The sequence below is a fragment of the Streptomyces sp. NPDC015032 genome (genome assembly GCF_043080425.1).
In the GTDB taxonomy this organism is placed as follows: domain Bacteria; phylum Actinomycetota; class Actinomycetes; order Streptomycetales; family Streptomycetaceae; genus Streptomyces.
Genome location: NZ_JBIBVN010000001.1, coordinates 263,474 through 284,697, shown reverse-complemented (window position 1 = coordinate 284,697; position 21,224 = coordinate 263,474). Strand labels below are relative to the sequence as shown.

Here is a 21,224-nt window from a genome sequence, read left to right as displayed (position 1 = left end):
AGAATAGACGGGTAATGCGGTCTGCCGCCGCGCAGCGGGAACTCAGACAGATCCGGCCCTGCTCCTGATGGAGTGCAGGGCCGGATCTGTTGCTGCGTGCTGCGGAGAGGGCAGGATTCGAACCTGCGTGGACCTTTGCGGGCCCGACCTTGCTTGCGCACGGTCCCCGATAAGCCACTCCGGGCACCTCTCCGTGTTCCCGGTCCGGTTTCCCGTCCCGTTCACAGTGAAGAGTCTGCCAGAGCGACCTGACATGACCCTGACGTCCCGCTGATGGTGCGCCGGTCCGGCCCGTCCCGGCCCGGCGCACTGTCACATGCGCCGCAGGCCCACGTACTGGAGCGCACCCATGGCCGCCACCACCAGGCCCTGGAGCACGATCCACCCGTTGCCGATGCCCGTCGCGGTCAGCGAGTCCATGGCGACCGTCGCGACGCTGAGCACGGCCCAGGCCACGTTCATGGTGATGATGACGGAGACCGCGCCGCGGCTGATGTTCTCCTGGCGGGAGACGACCAGCACCCACAGGGCGTAGACGGTGAGGAACACGCCCACCGGGTACTGCACGGAGAGGTTCACGCCGAGGAACGAGTCGAGGACCGTGGCCAGTGCGAGATAACCGATGCCGTTCGCACCGGTGAGGACCACGTCCGCCACGAGGGCGAAGCGGAGAAGGCTGTCGGAGCGGGCGGCGCCCGTCGCCGTGACCGTACCCGCGTTCTGGGACGACGTCATGAGGTCTTCCTTTCGTTGTTGTTGTGTTGCTGTTACTGCTGGCCTGGAGGGGTGTGCTGAGTGGGCCCGGAGGCTCCCCCGGCATCGGGGAACACCGGGGCGGGCGAACCGAGAAGGACCCGGGTCTCGGTGTTCGCCGGCAGGAAGGATTCGAGCGCGATGCCGCTCAGTGGGCCGGAGGGGAGATCGGAGAACAGGGTGCCGGGGCGCTCGCCGAACGAGGTGACGATGTGGAAGAAGGTCAGAAGGTGTCCCTCCCGGTACAGCTCGATGGGCAGGAGCAGCCGGTCCGCCTCCCCGGATTCGGCGAATTCGGCATCCTCTGATCCGGATAATTCCGTGTCCCGTCCCCGGGGGAGTCCGGCTATGGAAGCTTCCAATTCCCGTAGCCGCTCGTCCCCCGTGATTGCGCTCCAGCGCCGCAACATACGTGTGACGTGGTATCTCACCTGGGCGAGATTGGTCAGATGCGGCGCCAGTCCGTCCGGGTGCAGAATGATGCGGAGAAAATTGGCGGGTGCCAGGAGATGACCGGCGACATCACTCATCAGCATTTCCATCGTGTGATTGAGAGCCACGATGTTCCAGCAGCTGTCGGTGACCATGGCCGGATAGGGTTCATGACCGGTCAGCACCTTCTCCAGAACCGGGCGGGCGTCATCCGGCAATGGGGGAACACTCTCGTACCAGCGCAGCCTCCCCGCCGCGGTCGCGCGGTCGACGAGCTGCTGCCGGTGCGCGGGCGGCAGCCCGAGTGCCTGGGCGATATGGAGAACCGTCTCGGCGTCAGGCGTCTGCTCGCAGGCCTCGATTCTCCTCAGATGGTTCAGGGAAAAGCCAGCCCGCTCGGCAAGCACCTGCTTGCTGAGCGATTTCTGGCGCCGCAGATCACGCAGGAGCAGCCCCAGGACGCCGTCGTCTTCGGAGGAACGCATGCCCATACGCGGACGGTAATGACCGGCGCGCGGCTGCCTCAATTACCTCCCAGGTAATCGTCGACCGCTCGGTCGAGGGAGTTCGGACCGGCTCGGCTGCACCGGCTCCGGTTCGCCGCTCCCTCGCCGGATCGCGCTGCCTCGTACGGCCATGGCAGGAGCCGGAACATGCGGGAGCGGGCCTGTTCGCCGGCCGTCACCATCAGCTTCCTTATTTGCGTATCAACGCAATAAGCGGCACACTTCTCACGTCGGACCTCCGTGCGCCGCGCGCCGAGGCGGAACCACATCACGAACGGAGGCAGCCATGGGTGCAGACCCTCCCAGTCCGCGCTGCCCTCTGGGCAGCCACTGACGCTCTCCGTCCCCACACGCTCCCAGCACACGCTTCCGTGATGCCGCGGTGGCCGTTGCCCCGAGCGTGTTCCATCTTTCTGTTGCTCCACACTGGCGGGCCCGTCCTGCCTCGTTCCCGCGGCGTGCCGTTCGCGGGGCGAGGTGCGGCGGCATGCGCACAGTGTGGGCGGAGGTCATTTGTGATGTTGTTCCGTACGGACAATGCCCCCTCGCGCACGGCTCTGCCGTCCCCTCTTCCCGGGCGCAGGCCGCGCCTGTCCTGGGTGGACCTGGCGATCGCCGCCGCTGTGCTGGTCCTGCTGTACGTGACGCTGCGCGTCGGGCAGGGAACCACGGTCTCCTTCCACCCCAACCAGTCGGTGAAGGTGGACACCGACCCCTCGCGGCTGCCCTACGACGCGGCGCGCAGCCTGCTGCGCATGTTCATCGCGCTCGCCGTCGCCACCGTCTTCACCTTCGTCTACGCCTACGCGGCGGCCAGGAGCCGGCGGCTCGAGCGGATCCTGATCCCGGCGCTGGACATCCTGCAGTCGGTGCCGGTGCTGGGCTTTCTGACCGTGGCGGTGACCGGGTTCATCGCGCTGTTCCCCGGTTCGATGCTGGGCCTGGAGTGCGCGTCGATCTTCGCGATCTTCACCTCGCAGGCGTGGAACATGACGTTCGGCTTCTACCACTCGCTGATCTCACTGCCCCGTGAACTCGATGAGCTCTCCCGCTCGTTCCGCTTCACTCGGTGGATGCGGTTCTGGAAGGTGGAACTTCCGTCCGGGGCGATCGGCCTGGTGTGGAACGGCATGATGAGTTTCGGCGGCGGCTGGTTCTTCCTCGTGGCCTCCGAGGCGATCAGCGTCAACAACAAGAACTACGCGCTGCCCGGCGTCGGGTCCTACGCCGGTGCCGCGATCGTCGACGGCGACCTGGGCAGGGTCGGCTGGGCGATCGCCACCATGGCCGTCATGGTCATCGGCGTGAACTTCCTGTTCTGGCGCCCGCTGACCGCGTGGGCCGAGCGGTTCAAGAACGAGCAGTCCGAAGCCACCGAGGTGCAGCGCTCCGTCGTGCTGGACTTCCTGCGTCGCTCCAACTGGCCGCATCTGCTGGGCCGGGCGCTGCGCCCGGCCGGGCAGATCATCAATCGCGCGGGCCGGATCTTCGGGACCGACGACCGGCCGCTGGTCATCGACACGGCACGGCGACGCACCGCCGACCTCGTCTTCGCGCTGTTGGCGGGCGGGCTGATCGCGTGGGGCCTGTTCGACCTCGGCCGCTATCTCCACGACCGTACGGGGCTCGGGGTCTTCGGTGAACCGCTGCTGCTTGGCCTTGTCACCCTTGCCCGGGTCGTCGTCCTCGTGGTGGTCGCGACGGTGATCTGGGTGCCGATCGGGGTGTGGATCGGCTTCTCGCCGAAGCTGACGCGCATCGCTCAGCCTCTCGTCCAGATCCTGGCCAGCTTCCCCGCCAACTTCCTCTTCCCGCTCGCGGTCTGGTTCTTCCTCAGGACGGGACTGTCCATCGATGTCGGCGGCATCCTGCTGATGGCGCTCGGTGCCCAGTGGTACATCCTGTTCAACGCCATCGCCGGTGCCATGTCGATCCCCAGCGATCTGCGCGAAGCCATGGACGACCTGGGAGTACGAGGCCGGCAGCGCTGGAAGCGGCTGATCATCCCCGGAATCTTCCCGTCGTACGTGACCGGCGGCATCACCGCCTCCGGCGGCGCCTGGAACGCCTCCATCGTCGCCGAGGTCGTCACCTTCGGCACCACCACGCTCACCGCCACCGGTCTGGGCGCGTACATCGCCCAGGCCACCGAGAGCGGCGACTTCCCGCACCTGCTGGCCGGCGTCGCGGTGATGAGCCTGTACGTCGTCGCGCTCAACCGCCTGGTGTGGCGTCGCCTGTACCGGCTGGCGGAGACCCGCTACGCCCTCTGACCTCTCCCGTACCCTCCACGAATTCCCTGGAGCCCTTCATGGTTCTCAACACGCTGCGCAACCTGCGCGCCCACCGCTCCGCCGCCGCCTCCCGCATCGCCGAGACCTCGCGGCCCGCCGACGGCGACATCCTGCTGGAGACCATCGGCCTCACCAAGACCTACGCGGGTGCCGACGGCGAGCTCCCGGTCCTGGGCGGCATCGATCTGAAGGTCCGTGCGGGGGAGATCGTCGCCCTGCTCGGCAAGTCGGGCTCCGGCAAGTCCACCCTGCTGCGGTGCCTGGCCGGTCTCGTTCCGCCCAGCTCCGGCACGGCCACCTACCGCGGCGAGCCGCTGACCGGCGCCAATCCCGGTACCGCGATGGTCTTCCAGACATTCGCCCTGCTGCCCTGGCTCACCGTGCAGCAGAACGTCGAACTCGGCCTGGAAGCCCGGAATGTACCCGCCGACCGGCGCGCCGATGCCGCCCTCCAGGCCATCGACCTGATCGGCCTGGACGGCTTCGAGTCCGCCTACCCGAAGGAACTGTCCGGCGGCATGCGCCAGCGGGTCGGCTTCGCCCGCGCCCTGGTCGTCGAGCCCGATGTCCTGATGATGGACGAGCCGTTCTCCGCCTTGGACGTGCTGACCGCGGAGAACCTGCGCGGCGAGCTGATGGAACTGTGGGAGTCGGGCCAGTTCCCCACCCGAGCCATCGTGCTCGTCACCCACAACATCGAGGAGGCGGTCCTGATGGCCGACCGGATCGTGGTACTCGGCTCCCGCCCCTACGGCACCATCCGGGAAACCTTTGAGGTCGGCCTGGACCGCCCGCGCGATCGCAACTCCGCCGCCTTCGACGAGCTCATCGACCGCGTCTACCGCACGATGACCGGACGCCCCAAGGAGACCCGGCTGCCCGGCCGCCCCGAAGGCGTCGGGCCGGACAGGCGTACGGCCGCCAACACCCCCCTGCCCACAGCCGGTGTCGACAGTCTGTCCGGTCTCGCCGAAATGGTGCTGCACCGGGGCGGCAGCTGCGATCTCGCCGACCTCGCCGACCGCCTCGGCCTGGAGATCGACGACATCCTGCCGCTGGTCGACGCCCTCGATCTGCTCGGCTTCGCGAAGATCAGCGGCGACGACCTGCTCCTCACCGACATCGGCACCGCCTACGCGGGAGCCGATGTCCAGCAGTCCAAGAGCATCTTCGCCGAGGCCGCCCTCGGCGCCCCCCTGGTGAGGCTGATCACCACCAGCCTGCGGCAGAACCCCGACGGCACCCTGCGCGCCGGATTCTTCCGCGATGTCCTGGCCCACCACTTCACCAGCGAGCAGGTCACCCGGCAGCTGGAGGTGGCCACCGACTGGGGCCGTTACGCCGAGCTGTACTCCTACGACGCCGAACCGCAGGAGTACCACCTCGACGAGGACAGCCCTTGATGCCGTGAGCGCAAAGGTTCACCGGTGCGGGGCGCCCGGACGGTGCGTCTACCTCCCGGTCGCCGGCCGGAGCCGGGCCGGTACGGGACGAACCCGGGCCGGCTGCTCCTGCGCGGTCGCGTCCGGCGCCTCCCGCGGGCCCGCGGAACCTTCCGCACGCTCGGCCTCGTCCACCACCAGCGACGCCTCCTCCAGCAGTGCCCGGACGTGTGTCCCGGCCGCCCGGTAGAAGATGCGGGTGCCCTCGCGCCGGGACGTGACCAGACCGGCCGACCGCAGCCTCGCCAGATGCTGGGAGGTCGCCGCGACGTGCGCTCCCAGCATGTTCGCGAGCGTGCTCACCGGGAGCTCCCGCTGGCTCAACGTCCACAACAGCCGGTAGCGCGTCGGATCGGCCACCGCCTTCAGTACCGCCACCACCCGGTCGGCACCGGCCGCGTCCCACGGCGTAACTTGCGTTCCCATGCAAATAGCGTAACCGCTGGTTCCGCCGAGTGCCGGATCACGGTGACGGCCCACGGGTCCCCGGCCGGGCCCGCGCGGGGCGCACCGGGCCACGAGAGCCCGGAGGCCCCGGCGGCTGGGGGCCCGGCTGCCGGGCGCGGCGCGGTAACTCGTTCGCCGTACCCGGCCGGCCGATGCTGTGATGGGGTCATGACCGCCCCGACCAGGCCGCAGCACGAGATCCGCGCTCAGTACACGGACACGACCATCACCGTCTACCAGGCGTACGCCCCACGCATCGGTCGTCCCGCCGTGCGCGACGGGCGCTTCCCGGACGTCTGGAAGCGCGACCGCATGACATGGATCAAGCCGAGCTTCCTGTGGATGATGTACCGCTGCGGCTGGGCCATGAAGGAGGGTCAGGAAACCGTTCTGGCGGTCGAGATCGCTCGCGAGGGCTTCGACTGGGCCCTGGCCAACTCCGAACTGTCCCACTATGTGAGGGGAGTCCACCCCGACCGTGCCGCCTGGCAGCACAGCCTGCGCCGGAGCCCGGCCCGGGTCCAGTGGGACCCCGAGCGCGACCTCCGCCTGGACCGGCTCCCGTACCGCTCCCTCCAGCTCGGGCTCTCCGGCGAGGCGGTGCGGCGTTACGCGGACGAGTGGACGGTGTCCATCACTGACGTCACCCCGCTCGCCCGGCAGGTCCATGAACGGGTGTCGGCCGGACGGCTCGACGACGCGGCGGGACTCCTGCCGCCGGAGTCGCCGTATCCGTCGGCCGACGCCCCGCTCCCCACGGGGGCCGCGATCTGATCCGTGAGCCGGGCGGAAGAACCAATGCCCGATAAGGGGCATATCTGGCGATACGCTCCGCGCATGATCCACCATGCCATTCCCCTGGCGGCAACCGGCCTGAAGATCGACTGGACCAGGATGCCGACGTACAACACGATCATGTCGGTGGCCGCCGGTGCCGGGCTGCTGCTCGTGGTGGCGCTGGGCCGTCAACTGCTCACGCCCGAGCGCACCATCACCCCCGAAGGCTGGGCGCTGGCGTTCGGAGCCATCGGCTTCACCCTGGTCACCACCGGCCTCCACATGACCCTGACCTGGCCGCTCGCCGGGCAGGGCTTCCCGTTCGACAACATCATCTTCGGCGAACCGGCGCTCGCCTTCGGCGTCTTCCTCCTGGCCGCCTCCTTCTACCTCTGGAGACGCGGCCCCGAACTCAACAGCGCCGAGCGCATCGTCCGTACGGCCCGCGTCGCCTCGCCCATCTCCGTCTTCGTGTTCGGCCTCGGGCTCGCCTGCTTCGGGATCGCCGCCGCGGGCTGGAAGTACACCCTTTTCGCCGCGCCGCCCGAGGAACCCATTTCCGGGGAGTTCGCGCAGTGGCCGATGCTGGAGGCGAGCTTCATGTCCGGGCTCTACGTCCTGGTGGGCATCGGCGCGCTCCTGTTCCCGTTCGTGCTGCGCCGGCCCAGGAGCTGGATGAGCACGGTCGTCGGAGTCGTCTGGGGCCTGGCCGGACTGGCGTTCCTGTTCTTCGGCGGGCTCAACTACTTCACCCACATCGGCCTCATCGTCAACACCATGTGAGCCGTTCAGAACCCCGGCGGGACGCCCGGCCCCACGGGATCTCCCCACCCCGTGACGGCCACCACCTCCCGCGCGATGTCCGTCACCTTCCGCCCGTCCGTCGCCACCCGGACCGTGTCCGCCGGTGCGCGCTCGTCCAGGAGACGGGCCTTGCGGACGCTGTTCGCCACCTCACGGTCCAGCTCCGAACCGATCTCGCGCCCCGACAGCCGGCCGTACGTCGTGGTGTCGGAGGCGGTGAGCAGGACGCGCACGATCCGTACGTCCGCACCCATCGCGCGCTCGAACATCACCGCCGACTCCGGCAGCACACTCACCGTGTTCGTGTAGATCAGGCGCCGGCAGCCCAGTTCCGCGAAGTTGGCCCAGACCGCCGCCAGATTGCGCTCGGTGATGCCCGCACGGTGCGGGTCGCCCTCCGGCGCCGGGTGGACCTGGCCCATCAGGTCGCCCTCCACGACCGCGTGCGCCGCCTCGACGGCCCGTAGCCGCGCCGAGACCTCCCAGGCCACGGTCGTCTTGCCTACGCCCGCGCGCCCGCCGATGAGCAGTACCTCTGCGTGATTCATGTCGGCAGGGTGCCAGCCCGCGAGGGTTCCCGCGATTCGATTGCACGGCCGCGCCGGACGCGCCCGCCCGAACGGCGCCGCATACCGCGTCCGGAGTACGGCGCGTGGGTGCCGTACACCCCGAGGAGGCCGCAGAGTTCCCCCTGTCGGCTGCCCGCGCACGGCGGCGGTCCGCTTAGGGTCGGGAACCATGGAGACCCCTGATGCGCGTACGTCCCGTCGGTGGTGGCCACTGACCCGCAACCGCGGCCGGTGGGCCGCGGGCCTCGCGGCGCTCGCCGTGCTGGCCGGTGCGGGTACCTGGACCGCCGCCGCGGCCGACGACGGGCCCGCCGTGCGCCGCCAGGACCGGATGATGCGGGTCGGCGGGGTGCCCCTCGACACCTCGTACTTCACCACCGGCGGCACACAACGCAGGCCGGCCGTGCTGATCGGGCACGGTTTCGGCGGCAGCAAGGACGATGTGCGGGCACAGGCCGAGCAGTTGGCCGCCGACGGGTACGCCGTACTGACCTGGTCCGCCCGCGGGTTCGGGAAGTCGGGCGGGGAGATCTCGCTCAACGCCCCCGACCGCGAGGTCGAGGACGTGTCCCGGCTGATCGACTGGCTCGCCGGCAAACCCGAGGTGGAGCTCGACGCCGCGGGCGACCCCAGGGTCGGGATCACCGGGGCCTCCTACGGCGGAGCCGTCTCGCTCCTCGCCGCCGGGTACGACAAGCGCGTCGACGCCATCGCACCGCAGATCACCTACTGGAACCTGGCCGACGCCCTGTTCCCCGGCGGGGTCTTCAAGAAGCTCTGGGCGGGGATCTTCGTCACCACCGGGGGCGGCTGCCAGAAGTTCGAGAAGCGGCTCTGCGCGATGTACGAACGGGTCGCCGCCAGCGGGCAGCCGGACGCCGCCGCGCGTGCGCTGCTGACCGAACGCTCCCCGAGCACCGTCGCCGACCGCATCAAGGTGCCCGCGCTCATCGTGCAGGGGCAGTCCGACTCCCTCTTCCCGCTCGGCCAGGCCGACGCCATGGCCAGGGCGATCAGCGGCAACGGCGCGCCCGTCGCCGTCGACTGGATCGCCGGCGGGCACGACGGCGGCGACCTGGAGACCGACCGGGTGAGGCAGCGGATCGGCCGATGGTTCGACCGGTACCTGAAGAACGACAAGGGCGCCGACACCGGGCCCGGATTCCGCGTCACCCGGACCGGAGGCATCGACTCCACCGACGGGGCCGCCCTCACGCGCGGGGCGAGCAGCGACACGTACCCGGGGCTGAGCAGCGGAGAGGAGCCGATCGGCCTCGGGCGGCGGACACGGACGTTCCGCAATCCCGCCGGGGCCACTCCGCCCGCCGTCTCGGCCATTCCGGGCGTCGGCGGCGGGCTCTCCCGGCTGTCGTCCCTCGGCGTCGGCCTCTCGCTCGACTTCCCCGGGCAGCACGCCCGCTTCGACTCGGCACCGCTGGACAAGTCCCTGCGCGTCACCGGCTCCCCGGCCGTGCGGGTGAGCGTGGACGCCGACCGGGGCGACGCCGTGCTGTTCGGCAAGGTGTACGACGTGTCACCGGACGGCAAGCAGCAGGTGCTGCCCTCCCAGCTGGTCGCGCCCATCCGGATCCCGCCGTCCCGGCAGGGCGAGGCCGTGCGGCTGACCCTCCCCGCCATCGACCACCGGTTCGACGCCGGACACCGGCTCCGCCTGGTCCTGTCCGCCACCGACCTCGGCTACGCCTCGCCCGCCGAGCCGACGACGTACACCGTGACCCCCGCGGGCACCCGCTCACCGTTCCCACCGCCCCGGCCCTGAAGACCGCGGCGGCCGCCCTCCCCCGGTGGACCTGGGGGCTCCCGGCCGCCGCCGCGGTGATCGCCGCCGCGCTGCTGCTCACCGCCCGCCGCCGCACCGCGCCCCCCGCACCCGACCCGGCCCTCGCCGACGTGCCCCTCCAGATCACCGGCCTGTCGAAGAAGTACGCCAGGTCCGCGGACAGGTACGCGGTCCAGGAACTGTCCTTCCGGGTCGAGAAGGGGCAGGTGCTCGGGCTCCTCGGACCCAACGGCGCGGGCAAGACGACGACCCTGCGCATGCTGATGGGACTCATCACACCCGACGACGGAGAGATCCGCGTCTTCGGGCAGGCCATCCGGCCGGGTGCGCCCGTGCTGTCCCGCGTCGGCTCGTTCGTCGAGGGCGCCGGCTTCCTGCCGCACCTGTCCGGGCGCGCCAACCTGGAGCTGTACTGGCAGGCCACCGGACGGCCGGCCGGGGACGCGCACATCGAGGAGGCCCTGGAGATCGCCGGGCTCGGCGACGCCCTGGCCCGCGCCGTGCGCACGTACTCGCAGGGCATGCGGCAGCGGCTCGCCATCGCCCAGGCCATGCTCGGCATGCCGGACCTGCTGATCCTCGACGAACCGACCAACGGACTCGACCCGCCCCAGATCCGCGAGATGCGCGACGTGATGATCCGGTACGCGGCCGGCGGCCGGACCGTCATCGTCTCCAGCCACCTCCTCTCCGAGGTCGAACAGTCCTGCACCCACCTTGTGGTCATGGACCGCGGCCGGCTCGTCCAGGCGGGCCCGGTCGCCGAGATCACCGGCTCCGGCGACATGCTGCTCGTCACCAGCGCACGCGATGTCGCCGAACCCCTCGTGGAGAAGATCGCCGCGCTGCCGGGGATCGGCTCGGCGGTCCGCACGGACGACGGCCGCGGGCTGCTGGTACGGCTCGACGGCGCCACCCCGCCGCAGCTGATCACCGAACTGGTGCGGCTGGACGTGCCGTTGACCGGCGTCGGACCGCACCACCGCCTGGAGGACGCGTTCCTCACCCTGATCTCCGGAGGCTCCGCATGAGTGCCGAAGCCGATGTCACGCACGCGGCCGGGGCCCCCGGCTACCGGGCCGGACGCACCCTGCCGCTGCGCGTCGAGGCGGTACGCCAGCTGCGCAGACGGCGCACCCTGCTCATGGGCGGGGTGCTGGCCGCGCTGCCGTTCATCCTGATCGCCGCGTTCGCGATCGGCGGCACGCCGTCCTCGCGGGGCGGCGGCAACCGGCTGACCCTGATGGACACGGCGACCGCGTCCGCGGCGAACTTCGCCGCGACGTGCCTGTTCGTGTCCGCCGGGTTCCTGCTCGTCGTCCCGGTGGCGCTGTTCTGCGGGGACACCGTCGCCTCCGAGGCCAGCTGGTCCTCGCTGCGCTATCTGCTGGCGGCGCCGGTGCCCCGGGCCAGGCTGCTGTGGAGCAAGCTCGTCGTGGCGCTCGGCTTCAGCCTGGCCGCGATGGTGCTGCTGCCGCTCGTCGCGCTGGCCGCGGGAGCCGCCGCGTACGGCTGGGGGCCGCTCGAACTCCCCACCGGCGGCGCGCTCGCGACCTCGGACACCGTGCCCCGGCTGGCGCTCGTCGTCGCGTTCGTCTTCGTCTCCCAACTGGTCACCGCCGGGCTGGCGTTCTGGCTGTCGACGAAGACCGACGCCCCGCTGGGCGCGGTCGGCGGGGCGGTCGGACTGACCATCGTCGGCAATGTGCTGGACGCCGTCACCGCCCTCGGCTCCTGGCGGGAATTCCTGCCCGCCCACTGGCAGTTCGCCTGGGCGGACGCGCTCCAGCCCGAACTGGAATGGGGCGGCATGGCGAAGGGCGCGGCGGTCTCGGTGACGTATGCCCTGATCCTGTTCGCCTTCGCCTTCCGGGGGTTCAGCCGTAAGGACATCGTGTCCTGAGTCCGGCCTCCCGCGGGTTCCGAGGTTTCCGTTGCCGCATCGAGACCTGTCCGCAATGTCTTCGTCCGCTCCACGGCGCCGTCCCGCACGTCGCATTCACACGTGCTGACACGCGCGCGACATCGGGGGGAAGGGCATGGCACGCAGGACAGGGATGCACAGGGGGAGTACCGGGCGGGGTCCCGGGCGAAGCACGCTCGGACACGGCGCGGGGCACTCGGAGTGCTGCTGGCGGGCGGGGTGCTGGTCACCGGGTGCTCGGGCACGTCGGCCGGACAGGTAGCCCGCCACCGCCGACCGCCGGGCCGCGCCCGCCCCCGCTCCCGCCGTGCCGGGCGGTGCCGCCGACTCGGGCGGGCCGGCTCAAGGGCGGTGACGACAACGGGCCCGGGGGAGCGCCGGAGGGCGAGACGGACTGACCGGGAAGGCAACGGCGGGCCGCGCGGTCCTGCGGAAGCCGGCTGCGCGGCCCGCCCGCCGACGCCATGATGTGCACCATGTCCTCACTCCCCACCCTGCTCCTGGCGCTCGGCGTGCTCACGACCGGCCTCTACGCGGGATTCCTGCTGACGTTCCTGATCGCGGTCATGCCCGGCCTCGCGGAACTGCCGGACGAGCGGTTCACGGCCGCGATGCGGCGGTTCAACGAGAAGGTGCCCGGCCCGGCCTTCCTGGTGCTCTTTCTCGGCGTGATCGCCTTCCCGGCCGCCGCGGCCGTCGCCGGTGCCGACGGCGCGGGGCGGGCGCTCGCCGCGGCCGCGCTGGCCTGCGCGATCGGCAGCCACCTGGTCACGATCGCCGGGAACATCCCGCTGAACAAGGCGCTCGCGGAGTCCGAGGGGGGCGACGACGGAGCCGCCCGCGAGGCGTTCGAGGCCCGCTGGAACAGCCTTCACCGGATCCGGACGGCTCTGTCCCTCGCCGCGTTCGCACTGCTGGCCGTCGCCGCCGGGTAGACGGACGGGCCGGTTCCCGGCCGTGCGGGGGCGCGGACGGGATCGAGAACATCGCCGCCGCGATCAACGGCCGGTTCCCGCCCGTGCGGGGGCGCGGCAGCGGCGTACGAACCGAGGTGCCGGCAAGGGCATCCGGTCCGCCGACCGGGGGACCCGGGCCCGTCGCCGAGGAGATCCGGCCCGCCGGTCAGGTCCCCGGCTGCTGCGACAGCGTCCGCTCGATGCCCGCCCGGACGAAGACGCGCGCGAGGCGTCCCCGTCTGATGCGCCACGGCAGGGAGGCCGGGCGCGGGTCGGCCCCGTACCGGCGGTGGCGTATGTCGCCGACGACCTCGGCGGGCGCACCCAGCTCGGCTGCCAGTACCTCCAGCGCCTGCCCCTTGGTGATGAGACGCCCGTCGCGCAGGGTGACCGACGCCCGTGCGAGAGTCAGCAGTCCGAGGTCCACCCAGATGTCACGGAGCCAGCGGACGGGCTTGGCGCTCGCCGGATACCAGTAGCTCCTGAGATCGCCGCGGATGAACTCCGCCAGCTCCCGGTCGGACACTTCCGCGACGAGCCCGGCGGGCTCCGGACCGAACAGCGACAGCCCGCCCGTGCTCAACTCCCGCCTGCTGACCGGAGTGACCGGCCGCTCGAACAACCGGCCATGGGCCCAGGTCACATGATCACGGCCCGCGTCCGGGAGCTGCGACCGCACCACGTACGAGCAGTGCAGCTTCGCGGCCATCGGCACATCCCTGATCAACGCGCGGTGCACGAGCGACAGTTGCCTCTTCTGGTGGTCGCTGACGGGCGTCTCCACGAGGGTCACGAGGTCGAGGTCGCTGCGCCCGGGACGGTAGTCCCCCAGCGCCAGGGAGCCGTGCGCCCAGACTGCCTCCAGCGGTACGGCGCGACCGGCATCGGCGATGAAGCGGTCCAGGAGGAGTCGGGTGGGCTGTGCCTCGTCGGCATTCATGGAACCGACTATGGCACGCCCCGTCGTGCGCGTTCGGGCAATCGGCTCAGACCGCCGCCGGAACCTCGCGGCGCTTGAGCGTGCGAACGGGCCCGGGGAGCAAACGGGCCCGGGGAGCAAACGGGCGCGCGGAATAAACGGGCCCGGGGAACAAGGGACTTGCCGTCCATCCGCGTGGAGGAGCTGTAACGGTCCGGGCCGGGAACGCAACCCCCGCGCGCGACAGCCGGTCTGAGTCTGCACAGCACCGGTGCGGTGCCGCCGGCCCGCACACACCCGGAAAAGCACCACCCCACAACCCCCCATTCCCCGAACGAAGGAGCCCACGTGGCATCCCGTGCCCTCGGAACCACCGTCGTGCTCGCCATCACCGTGGCGACCGCCGCGCTCACCGGCCCCGCCGCCCAGGCATCGACGCCCGCCCCCACGGCCGTCTCCGCGCCCTCCACCGGGACCGCGCCCGCCCCGGCCCCGGGGCGCGACGACTTCAACGGGGACGGCTACCCGGACGTGGCGTTCACCGCTCCCGGCGCCATCGTCGGCGGCAAAGCCGGGGCCGGGTACGTCGGTGTGGTGTACGGCTCCCGGAACGGTTTGCAGACCTCCACCAAGCAGATCTTCACCCAGGACTCGCCCGGAATTCCGGACACGGCCGAGGCCGGTGACGCGTTCGGCAGCTCGGTGGTCTCCGCCGACCTGGACAAGGACGGGTACAGCGACCTCGTGGTGGGCGCGGCGAAGGAGAAGGCGGGCTCGTCCGAATCCACCGGTTCGCTCACCGTGATCTGGGGCGGGGCGAACGGACTGTCAGGTGGCGCGACCCTCCTGACGGGCGACGAACCGTATGAGGAGATCGGCGGGAAGACCGCCGTGGGCGACTTCGACGGCGACGGCGCCACGGACGTCGTCACCCTCGGGAGGAACGACATCCACATCCTGTCCGGCCCGTTCAAGCGCGACGGCAGCCCGGCCGCTCCCGTCAGGGAGATCCGCGACATGGACGATGTGCGCTACCTGGACATCACCGCGGGCGACTTCGACGGCGACGGCCGTGACGATCTGGCAGGCGTCGTCCACGACGGCGACGAGTACGACGCCCGGCGCATCCTCATCCGCGCCGGCGGCGACACCGGCCTCGGTGAGAACTACACCGTGGTCGAAAAGGCCGACGGCCTCCGCCTGGAGGGCGGCGAGACCATCACGGCGGGTCAGGTGAACGGTGACAAGTACGCCGACCTCGCCGTGGGCCGCCCGGTCGACGGCTACGACAGCGACCTGGACCTGCCGCTCGCCAAGGGCGGCATGATCACCTACGTTCCGGGCAGCGCCACCGGCCCGCGGGGTGACCGGGCGAAGGTCTTCAACCAGGACAGCGCCGGTGTCCCGGGCGCCGCCGAAAAGTCCGACGGATTCGGCGCGTCGGTGTCGATCGGCGACATGAACGGCGACGGCTACGGCGACATCGCCGTCGGCGTCCCCCACGAGGACCTCGGCACGACGAAGAACGCGGGCTCGATCCTGGTCCTCCCCGGCACCGCGTCCGGCCCCACCGGCACGGGCACGGTCGGCTTCAACCAGGACACGGCGGACGTCCCCGGGGCGGCCGAGGCGGACGACGCGTTCGGCGCCGCCACCAAGCTGGTCGACGCCGACCACGACGGCCGCACCGAACTGATCGTCGGCGCCCCCGGCGAGAACGCGCACGAGGGCTCCCTGTGGGTCTTCCCGACCACGGCCTCCGGCCTGACGGCCAAGGGGTCGTTCACGTTCGGCCACGGAACGCTGGGCACGGTGGGAAAGAACGCGGAGCTGGGTTCGTCGTTCAACCGCTGACCGGTTCCCGGTCCCGGGGGTGGGGCCGGCCCCACCCCCGGGACTCGGGCAGCACGGATGTACGGCCCCGGGACCGTCTCCTACGGTGAGGCCATGCGCCCTCGCACCGTGTGGCAGGCCCTGCCGGCCCCCGCTATCTGCTGACCTCCTGGCCCTGGCGGTCGGCCGGTTACCTGGTCAGCGGTGCTGTGGCCGGCGCGATCGTCCTGGTGGTGATCGTGACCGGTGTGGTGGTGGGCGGTGCGCTCTCCCTCGTACTGATCGGACTGCCGCTGCTCGCCGTCCTCGCCCTCGCCGGAATTCCGGTCGCGGCCCTGGAGCGGCGCAGACTCCGCCTGATGGACCGCACCCCGGTCCCCGACCCGCACCGCCGGCCCGCCGAACCCGGCCTGTGGAGCTGGGCGACGTGCCGGCTCGGGGAGCGGGCGACCTGGCGGGAGCTCGGGTACGCGCTCCTGTTCGCCGTGGTCCTGTGGCCGCTCGACGCCCTCGCGGTGGGCGCCTGCACGGGCGTCCCGCTGGGAGTGCTGAGCACCCCCGTGGTGATGCAGGTGTACGGGGACGGCGAGGAGGCCCGGGTGGTGAAGCTGTGGACGGTCACGACGTGGCCCGAGGCCTTCGCGACCGCGGCGGGCGGACTCGTACTCCTGGCGTTCGGCTGCTACTTACTGGGCCTGCTGGCCGGAGCGAGGGCGGAACTGACCCGCCTCCTGCTCACTCGCCAAGCGGGAGACCTGGACGCCCGCCTGAGGGAACTCACCCGCTCCCGCGTCCGTCTGGTCGACGCCTTCGAGGCGGAACGCCGCCGCATCGAACGCGATCTGCACGACGGGGCCCAGCAGCGCATCGTCGCCCTCACGATGATGCTCGGCCTGGCCCGCCTGGACGCCCCGCCCGGTCCTCTCGCCAACCAGCTGGCCAGGGCCCACGAAGAGGCCGGCAAGGCCCTTTCCGAGCTGCCCGAACGCCGCGTTCGCCGATCTGCCCCGGCCGGCAAAAGGGCCCTCCCGGAGGGAGGGCCTGGGGTGGTACGGGCAATGCGCCCCCGGCAGGACTCGAACCTGCGGCCAAGCGCTTAGAAGGCGCCTGCTCTATCCACTGAGCTACGGGGGCCGGGTGGTGGCCTCGGCGGCCTGGAGCCCTGGGGCCTGGCCGGTCGGTGACCTGCCGGGACAAGGATAGGGCTCCGATCGCCTCGACCCGGTTGCTTCACCTGCGTGGCACGATGTGGAGGTTCGGTGAAGCGAACCGATAATCGCAGGTGGGTGGGATTTGTGCATCGCTTTTGACGCCTCACGCCCCGGGTGTTGTGCACTCGTTATGCCTGCGCCCTACTCGTCCCCTCTGTCCCGACTCCGTCCTGAGGGGAGAACCGGCGCGCAGAGGTAGCCATACGCTTCAAAAAGGCTCCAAAATTGGGCATTCTTCGCATGTGGTGACCTTGGACGTACGGCCTCAGCTCATCGACGCACTTTCCGCCCTGCGCGACCGTGTCGCTGCCGTGCGTCTCCCACTTCCGCTGCCGGGGGCCCCGCGTGCCCGTCGGACCCAGAGCGAGCTGCTCGCCCAGCTCGACGACTATCTGCTTCCCCGGCTCAGGGATCCTGAAGCGCCCCTGCTCGCGGTGATCGGCGGATCCACCGGAGCCGGGAAGTCGACGCTCGTCAATTCGCTGGTGGGGCGGCTGGTCAGCGAGGCCGGGGTGCTGCGGCCGACCACGCGGACGCCCGTACTCGTCTGCCACCCGGACGATCACCACTGGTTCGCGGGTGTGCGCGTGCTGCCGCAGTTGACCAGGGTCTGGCTGCCGCCCGAGGAGTCCGGGGACCCCGGCCGGTGCGACGACCTCGACGGGACCGGGGACGAGGACGGCACCGTGCTGCGCGTCGAGACGGCCACCGGGCTGCCGCGCGGGCTCGCGCTGCTCGACGCGCCCGACATCGACTCGCTCGTGGTACGGAACCGGGTCCTGGCCGCCGAGCTGATCTGCGCCGCGGATGTGTGGGTGATGGTGACGACGGCCTCCCGGTACGCGGACGCGGTGCCGTGGCACCTGCTGCGCACGGCCAAGGAGTACGACGCCTCGCTCGTCACCGTCCTCGACCGGGTGCCGCACCAGGTGATCGCCGAGGTGTCGCGGCAGTACGGAGCGCTGCTCACCAAGGCGGGCCTCGGTGAGGTGCCGCGCTTCACCATTCCCGAGCTGCCCGAATCGGCCGGCGGCGGCAGCGGGCTGCTGCCCACCACCGCGGTCGCCCCGTTGCGGGCCTGGCTCAGCCACCGCGCCCAGGACCCGGCCGCCCGTCAGCAGGCGGTCCGGCGTACGGCGGCCGGGGTCATCGGCTCGCTGGACGTACGGATGCCCGCGCTGGCCGGGGCCGTCGCGGCACAGTACGCGGCGGCCGTGCGGCTGACCGGTGTGGTCGAGGACGCGTACCGGGCGGAAGGCGCCCGGGTACGGCGGCGGCTGCGGAACGGCGGGGTGCTCGCCGGGGATGCCCGCACCCGGTGGCGCGGATACCCGCTGTACAGCAGCTCCGAGGAACTCCTCGAAGCGCTGGTGGGGAGCCTCGCCGCACTGCTGCAGTGCGCCGTGGCCGCCGCTGACGAAGAGATCCGCACGACCTGGCAGCGCGATCCCGGGGCCGGGGCGTTCGGCTTCGAGGACGTCGGCCGGGAGGCCGGTGGATGGGGACCGGCCGAGGACATCCGCGGCCGCATCGCCATGGCCGTACGGCGCTGGTGGCGGGTGCTGGAGGAGCTGGCGGAGGAAGAGGTGCGCCGGCTCGAACGCGGCGCCGCACCCGACGCCGGGACCGTGGCGGCGCTCCTGGCCGCCGCACTGCTCGGCGGCCGACGCACCCGCGGCGCCGGGGAGCAGCTCGCCGAAGGGATCGGCGCCCAGGGCGCGCTGCGGCTGCGCGACAAGGGCGGCGCGCTGCTCACCAACTGCCTCGACCGGGTACTGGACGGCGAGCGCGACCGGCGGCTCGCACCGCTCGACGCACTCGACGTCGCCCCGGAGCCGCAGGCCGAACTCATTGCCGCGCTGTCCGTACTGCAGAAGGAGAGGAGGCAGCGATGACTGCCGTCATCGACGAGGGGACCGGCCGGGGTGAGAGTCCCGCACCGCACGAGGACCGTCTTCACCCGGGCCGGGGCAGGGCGCTCGGCGGGCGCCCCGGTGTGCCGGAGGCGGGCGGCGGCTGGAACGACGGGCTCATCGCCCGGCGCGCGGCCGCCAAGGAGGCGGACCCCGAACCGGGAGCCGCCCCGGACGACGACGTACGACCGCCCCAGGTCGAGGCGTACGTACCGTCCGGCGGTCCGCTCCGGCCGCGGCTCGACGCGCTGCGTGAACTCGTCGGGCTGTCCAGGGCCAGGCTCGACGGGGCCACCCTCGCCGAAGCGGGACGCGTGCTCGACGAAGCGGCGGCCCGGCAGCGGCTCTCCTCCCGGCACACCGTGGTCGCCATCGCCGGGGCGACCGGCAGCGGCAAATCGACGCTCTTCAACTCCCTCGCGGGCGTGCAGATCTCCGACACCGGGCTGCGCAGGCCGACCACCGCCGCCCCCCTCGCCTGCTCCTGGACCGACGGGGCCGCCGGACTCCTGGACCGGCTCGCCATCCCCGGACGGCTCAGGCGCAGGCCGCAGCAGTGCGGTACGGACGCCGACGAGGCGCTCCAGGGCCTCGTCCTCGTCGACCTGCCGGACCACGACTCCGCGGCGACCGGACACCGTGAGCAGGTCGACCGGGTGCTCGCGCTGGTCGACGCGGTGATCTGGGTCGTCGACCCGGAGAAGTACGCGGACGCGGCTCTGCACGAGCGCTACCTGCGGCCGCTCGCCGGGCACGCCGAGATCACCTTCGTCGTCCTCAACCAGATCGACCGGTTGCCCGGTGACGCCGCCGAACAGGTCCTCGACGACCTGCGCCGGCTGCTCGACGAGGACGGCATGGCACTCGGCGAGCACGGCGAACCGGGAGCCACCGTCATGTCCCTGTCCGCGCTCACCGGCGAAGGCGTCGGCGAACTGCGCGAGGTGCTCGGCCGTTTCGTCCAGGGGCGCACGGCGGCCGCGCGCCGGCTCTCCGCGGATGTGGACGCCGCCGCCGCCAGGCTCCGTCCGGCCTACGTCGCCGAAGGGCGGCCCGGACTCGGCGAACGGGCCCGCGAGGAGTTCGCCGACCGGCTCGCGGAAGCCGTCGGAGCGGCCGCGGCGGGCCAGGCCGCCGAGCGCGAGTGGCGCAGGAACGCGGGACGGGCGTGCGGCACGCCATGGCTGCGGCTGTGGCGCTGGTACGAGTCCACCCGGCGGCCCGGAAGCCTGGAGTGCCCCGCGCGGCCCGCGCCCCCCGAGGAGGAGCTCACTGCCCGGCAGCGCGTCGAACAGGCGGTGCGGACGGTCGCGGGCGAGGCCGCCGGCGGGCTGCCCGGCCCCTGGGCCCAGGCGGTCCGGGAGGCCGCGGTGAAGGGTGCGGAGGGACTGCCGGAGGCGCTCGACGAACTGGTGGAGAAGACCGGCGCCGAGGACGGGCGCGGGTGGATGGTGAGCTGTTCCCCGGGCGGTACGGGTGGCGGCGCGGCACAGGGGGAGGCCGGTCCGGGTGGTTCGACGGTCATGGCGACAGGAGTGGCCGGGGCCTCCGGTGTGGCGCACAGCGGTCGGGTGGGCGGAAGGCCGCCGCGGCCCCGGTGGTGGCCGGCCGCCGTGCTGGTACAGGTGTTGATGACGCTGCTGCAGATCTTCGGCGGTCTCTGGCTGGTCGGCCAGATCGTCGGTGTACTCGAACCGGGATTCCTCACGCCCGCCCTGGTGATGCTGGCCGGGGTGATCGGCGGACCGCTGGTGGAGTGGTCGTGCGCGGCCGCGGCGCGGGGACCGGCGCGACGGTACGGGCAGGAGGCCGAGCGGCAGTTGCGGGAGGCGGCGGCGGCCTGTGGGCGGGCGCGGGTGCTCGACCCGGTGGCCGCGGAACTCGTGCGGTACCGCGAAGTGCGTGAGCGGTACGGGGCGGTGACGGAGTTTTCCACAACTGTCGGGTAGTCCACAGGCGTCAGCGGGAATTCCGCCTCTCCTTCAGCCTGGGTTCGGTGACCGCGCGGGTGCGGTCGCCGGAACCGAAGGCCGAAGGGGAGGCGGAGTCATGAACGACACCTTGGTGACACTGGTGGGCAACGCGGCGACGGGCGTGGAGTTCAGAGAGACCGCGACCGGTGGAATGGCGCGCTTCCGGTTCGCCGTGACGCCGCGCCGTTGGGACCGCGGGAAACAGTCCTGGGCGGACGGACACACCAGTTTCTACACCGTGTGGGCCTGGCGGGCCCTGGCGTCGAATCTGTCCGGCTCCATTTCCGTCGGAGAACCGCTCGTCGTGCACGGCAGGTTGAAGGTGCGCGAGGAGGAACGGGAGGGCCGGTGGCGGACGTTCGTGGACATCGAGGCGGTCGCGGTGGGACACGATCTGACACGGGGGACGGCCGCGTTCCGGCGCGTGATGAAGGGCGATCCGGGGGCGGTGGCGCGTGCGGGGAGCGTGGACGACGCGGGCGGTGCCGGCGATGCGGGCGGTGCGTCGGCACGAGCGGATGAGCCGGACTGGTCCGGCGGTTCGGGCGGTTCGGTGCGGTCGAGTGGGCCGGGGTGGCCGGCCGGGCTGGATGAGCGGACCGAACAGGCCGCGCGGGGTGAACGGGGGGAAGGGGGCGAGCGGCGCGATCGCGGTGAACAGGGCAAACAC

16 protein-coding genes, 2 tRNA genes and 3 pseudogenes are annotated in these 21,224 nt (G+C 71.7%); 13 read left to right on the top strand and 8 right to left on the bottom strand.

The features are described from left to right. Positions 1-102 precede the first annotated feature (102 nt). From ACF08M_RS01210 to ACF08M_RS01200, 3 genes are all read right to left on the bottom strand, one after another. Positions 103-193, bottom strand: a tRNA-OTHER gene (locus ACF08M_RS01210). A 119-nt stretch (positions 194-312) separates the two neighbouring features. Continuing rightward, positions 313-735, bottom strand: coding sequence for a hypothetical protein (locus tag ACF08M_RS01205; RefSeq protein WP_392183155.1), 423 nt, complete (start codon positions 733-735; stop codon positions 313-315). A 32-nt stretch (positions 736-767) separates the two neighbouring features. Then, positions 768-1,676 carry a helix-turn-helix domain-containing protein gene (locus ACF08M_RS01200; protein WP_392183154.1) on the bottom strand — a complete coding sequence of 303 codons (909 nt, stop codon included), beginning with the start codon at positions 1,674-1,676 and terminating at the stop codon, positions 768-770. 533 nt (positions 1,677-2,209) lie between these two features. On the opposite strand from ACF08M_RS01200, the gene ACF08M_RS01195 reads away from it, so the two are divergent. Further along, complete coding sequence (locus tag ACF08M_RS01195; RefSeq protein ID WP_392183153.1) at positions 2,210-3,964, top strand: ABC transporter permease; 1,755 nt, start codon at positions 2,210-2,212, stop codon at positions 3,962-3,964. 38 nt (positions 3,965-4,002) lie between these two features. Further along, positions 4,003-5,388, top strand: a complete 1,386-nt coding sequence (locus tag ACF08M_RS01190; protein WP_392183152.1) for a nitrate/sulfonate/bicarbonate ABC transporter ATP-binding protein — start codon at positions 4,003-4,005, stop codon at positions 5,386-5,388. Positions 5,389-5,436: 48 nt separating this feature from the next. Here the strand turns inward: ACF08M_RS01190 and ACF08M_RS01185 are convergent, their stop codons facing one another. Next, positions 5,437-5,853 (bottom strand): ArsR/SmtB family transcription factor, encoded by a 417-nt coding sequence (locus tag ACF08M_RS01185; RefSeq protein ID WP_392183151.1) that lies wholly within the window; start codon positions 5,851-5,853, stop codon positions 5,437-5,439. 189 nt (positions 5,854-6,042) lie between these two features. Here ACF08M_RS01185 and ACF08M_RS01180 point away from each other — a divergent pair, with 189 nt between their 5' ends. Continuing rightward, the gene (locus tag ACF08M_RS01180; protein ID WP_392183150.1) at positions 6,043-6,648 is read left to right on the top strand and encodes a DUF4291 domain-containing protein; all 606 of its coding nucleotides are present in this window, start codon (positions 6,043-6,045) and stop codon (positions 6,646-6,648) included. A gap of 63 nt (positions 6,649-6,711) precedes the next feature. Next, entirely contained in the window at positions 6,712-7,434 is a 723-nt protein-coding gene (locus tag ACF08M_RS01175) for a DUF981 domain-containing protein (RefSeq protein WP_392183149.1), read from the top strand. A gap of 5 nt (positions 7,435-7,439) precedes the next feature. On the opposite strand, the gene ACF08M_RS01170 is transcribed toward ACF08M_RS01175, so the two are convergent. Next, on the bottom strand, positions 7,440-8,003 hold the full coding sequence (locus ACF08M_RS01170; RefSeq protein ID WP_392183148.1) for a hypothetical protein: 564 nt from the start codon (positions 8,001-8,003) through the stop codon (positions 7,440-7,442). 190 nt (positions 8,004-8,193) lie between these two features. Here ACF08M_RS01170 and ACF08M_RS01165 point away from each other — a divergent pair. From ACF08M_RS01165 to ACF08M_RS01155, 3 genes and pseudogenes are all read left to right on the top strand, one after another. Then, positions 8,194-10,856, top strand: a pseudogene (locus ACF08M_RS01165) (alpha/beta fold hydrolase). Next, positions 10,853-11,728 (top strand): ABC transporter permease, encoded by an 876-nt coding sequence (locus ACF08M_RS01160; RefSeq protein WP_392183147.1) that lies wholly within the window; start codon positions 10,853-10,855, stop codon positions 11,726-11,728. The pseudogene ACF08M_RS01165 and the gene ACF08M_RS01160 overlap by 4 nt, the downstream one beginning before the upstream one ends. Positions 11,729-12,225: 497 nt before the next feature. Next, positions 12,226-12,684 carry an anthrone oxygenase family protein gene (locus ACF08M_RS01155; RefSeq protein WP_392183146.1) on the top strand — a complete coding sequence of 153 codons (459 nt, stop codon included), beginning with the start codon at positions 12,226-12,228 and terminating at the stop codon, positions 12,682-12,684. A 187-nt stretch (positions 12,685-12,871) separates the two neighbouring features. Here ACF08M_RS01155 and ACF08M_RS01150 read toward each other — a convergent pair whose 3' ends face one another. Next, positions 12,872-13,645, bottom strand: a complete 774-nt coding sequence (locus ACF08M_RS01150; protein WP_392183145.1) for a nucleotidyltransferase domain-containing protein — start codon at positions 13,643-13,645, stop codon at positions 12,872-12,874. 327 nt (positions 13,646-13,972) lie between these two features. On the opposite strand from ACF08M_RS01150, the gene ACF08M_RS01145 reads away from it, so the two are divergent. Further along, entirely contained in the window at positions 13,973-15,478 is a 1,506-nt protein-coding gene (locus ACF08M_RS01145) for an FG-GAP and VCBS repeat-containing protein (protein WP_392183144.1), read from the top strand. A gap of 110 nt (positions 15,479-15,588) precedes the next feature. Then, positions 15,589-16,134 (top strand): annotated as a pseudogene (locus ACF08M_RS01140) (sensor domain-containing protein); the annotation flags it as partial. Between the two features lie 9 nt (positions 16,135-16,143). On the opposite strand, the gene ACF08M_RS01135 reads toward ACF08M_RS01140, so the two are convergent. Beyond that, positions 16,144-16,407: a hypothetical protein gene (locus tag ACF08M_RS01135; RefSeq protein ID WP_392183143.1), complete on the bottom strand. Its 264-nt coding sequence runs from the start codon at positions 16,405-16,407 to the stop codon at positions 16,144-16,146. Between ACF08M_RS01135 and ACF08M_RS01130 the strand changes: the two genes are divergently transcribed. Beyond that, positions 16,288-16,557: a histidine kinase dimerization/phosphoacceptor domain-containing protein gene (locus ACF08M_RS01130; protein WP_392183436.1), complete on the top strand. Its 270-nt coding sequence runs from the start codon at positions 16,288-16,290 to the stop codon at positions 16,555-16,557. The genes ACF08M_RS01135 and ACF08M_RS01130 overlap by 120 nt on opposite strands. On the opposite strand, the gene ACF08M_RS01125 is transcribed toward ACF08M_RS01130, so the two are convergent. Then, positions 16,519-16,591, bottom strand: a tRNA-Arg gene (locus ACF08M_RS01125). The genes ACF08M_RS01130 and ACF08M_RS01125 overlap by 39 nt on opposite strands. Positions 16,592-16,919: 328 nt before the next feature. On the opposite strand from ACF08M_RS01125, the gene ACF08M_RS01120 reads away from it, so the two are divergent. From ACF08M_RS01120 to ACF08M_RS01110, 3 genes and pseudogenes are all read left to right on the top strand, one after another. Further along, positions 16,920-18,563, top strand: coding sequence for an ATP-binding protein (locus ACF08M_RS01120; protein ID WP_392183435.1), 1,644 nt, complete (start codon positions 16,920-16,922; stop codon positions 18,561-18,563). Next, the gene (locus ACF08M_RS01115; RefSeq protein ID WP_392183142.1) at positions 18,560-20,530 is read left to right on the top strand and encodes a GTP-binding protein; all 1,971 of its coding nucleotides are present in this window, start codon (positions 18,560-18,562) and stop codon (positions 20,528-20,530) included. Before ACF08M_RS01120 ends, ACF08M_RS01115 begins: the two co-directional genes overlap by 4 nt. Before the next feature lie 100 nt (positions 20,531-20,630). After that, a pseudogene (locus ACF08M_RS01110) lies at positions 20,631-21,083 on the top strand (single-stranded DNA-binding protein); the annotation flags it as partial. Positions 21,084-21,224 lie beyond the last annotated feature (141 nt).

Bases quoted from the DNA above. Each gene is read 5' to 3' on its own strand.
- ACF08M_RS01150 (WP_392183145.1), bottom strand. From the start codon at position 13,645: ATGAATGCCGACGAGGCACAGCCCACCCGACTCCTCCTGGACCGCTTC.
- ACF08M_RS01190 (WP_392183152.1), top strand. From the start codon at position 4,003: ATGGTTCTCAACACGCTGCGCAACCTGCGCGCCCACCGCTCCGCCGCC.
- ACF08M_RS01200 (WP_392183154.1), bottom strand. From the start codon at position 1,676: ATGGGCATGCGTTCCTCCGAAGACGACGGCGTCCTGGGGCTGCTCCTG.
- ACF08M_RS01180 (WP_392183150.1), top strand. From the start codon at position 6,043: ATGACCGCCCCGACCAGGCCGCAGCACGAGATCCGCGCTCAGTACACG.
- ACF08M_RS01115 (WP_392183142.1), top strand. From the start codon at position 18,560: ATGACTGCCGTCATCGACGAGGGGACCGGCCGGGGTGAGAGTCCCGCA.
- ACF08M_RS01170 (WP_392183148.1), bottom strand. From the start codon at position 8,003: ATGAATCACGCAGAGGTACTGCTCATCGGCGGGCGCGCGGGCGTAGGC.
- ACF08M_RS01155 (WP_392183146.1), top strand. From the start codon at position 12,226: ATGTCCTCACTCCCCACCCTGCTCCTGGCGCTCGGCGTGCTCACGACC.
- ACF08M_RS01205 (WP_392183155.1), bottom strand. From the start codon at position 735: ATGACGTCGTCCCAGAACGCGGGTACGGTCACGGCGACGGGCGCCGCC.
- ACF08M_RS01185 (WP_392183151.1), bottom strand. From the start codon at position 5,853: ATGGGAACGCAAGTTACGCCGTGGGACGCGGCCGGTGCCGACCGGGTG.
- ACF08M_RS01160 (WP_392183147.1), top strand. From the start codon at position 10,853: ATGAGTGCCGAAGCCGATGTCACGCACGCGGCCGGGGCCCCCGGCTAC.
- ACF08M_RS01175 (WP_392183149.1), top strand. From the start codon at position 6,712: ATGATCCACCATGCCATTCCCCTGGCGGCAACCGGCCTGAAGATCGAC.
- ACF08M_RS01195 (WP_392183153.1), top strand. From the start codon at position 2,210: ATGTTGTTCCGTACGGACAATGCCCCCTCGCGCACGGCTCTGCCGTCC.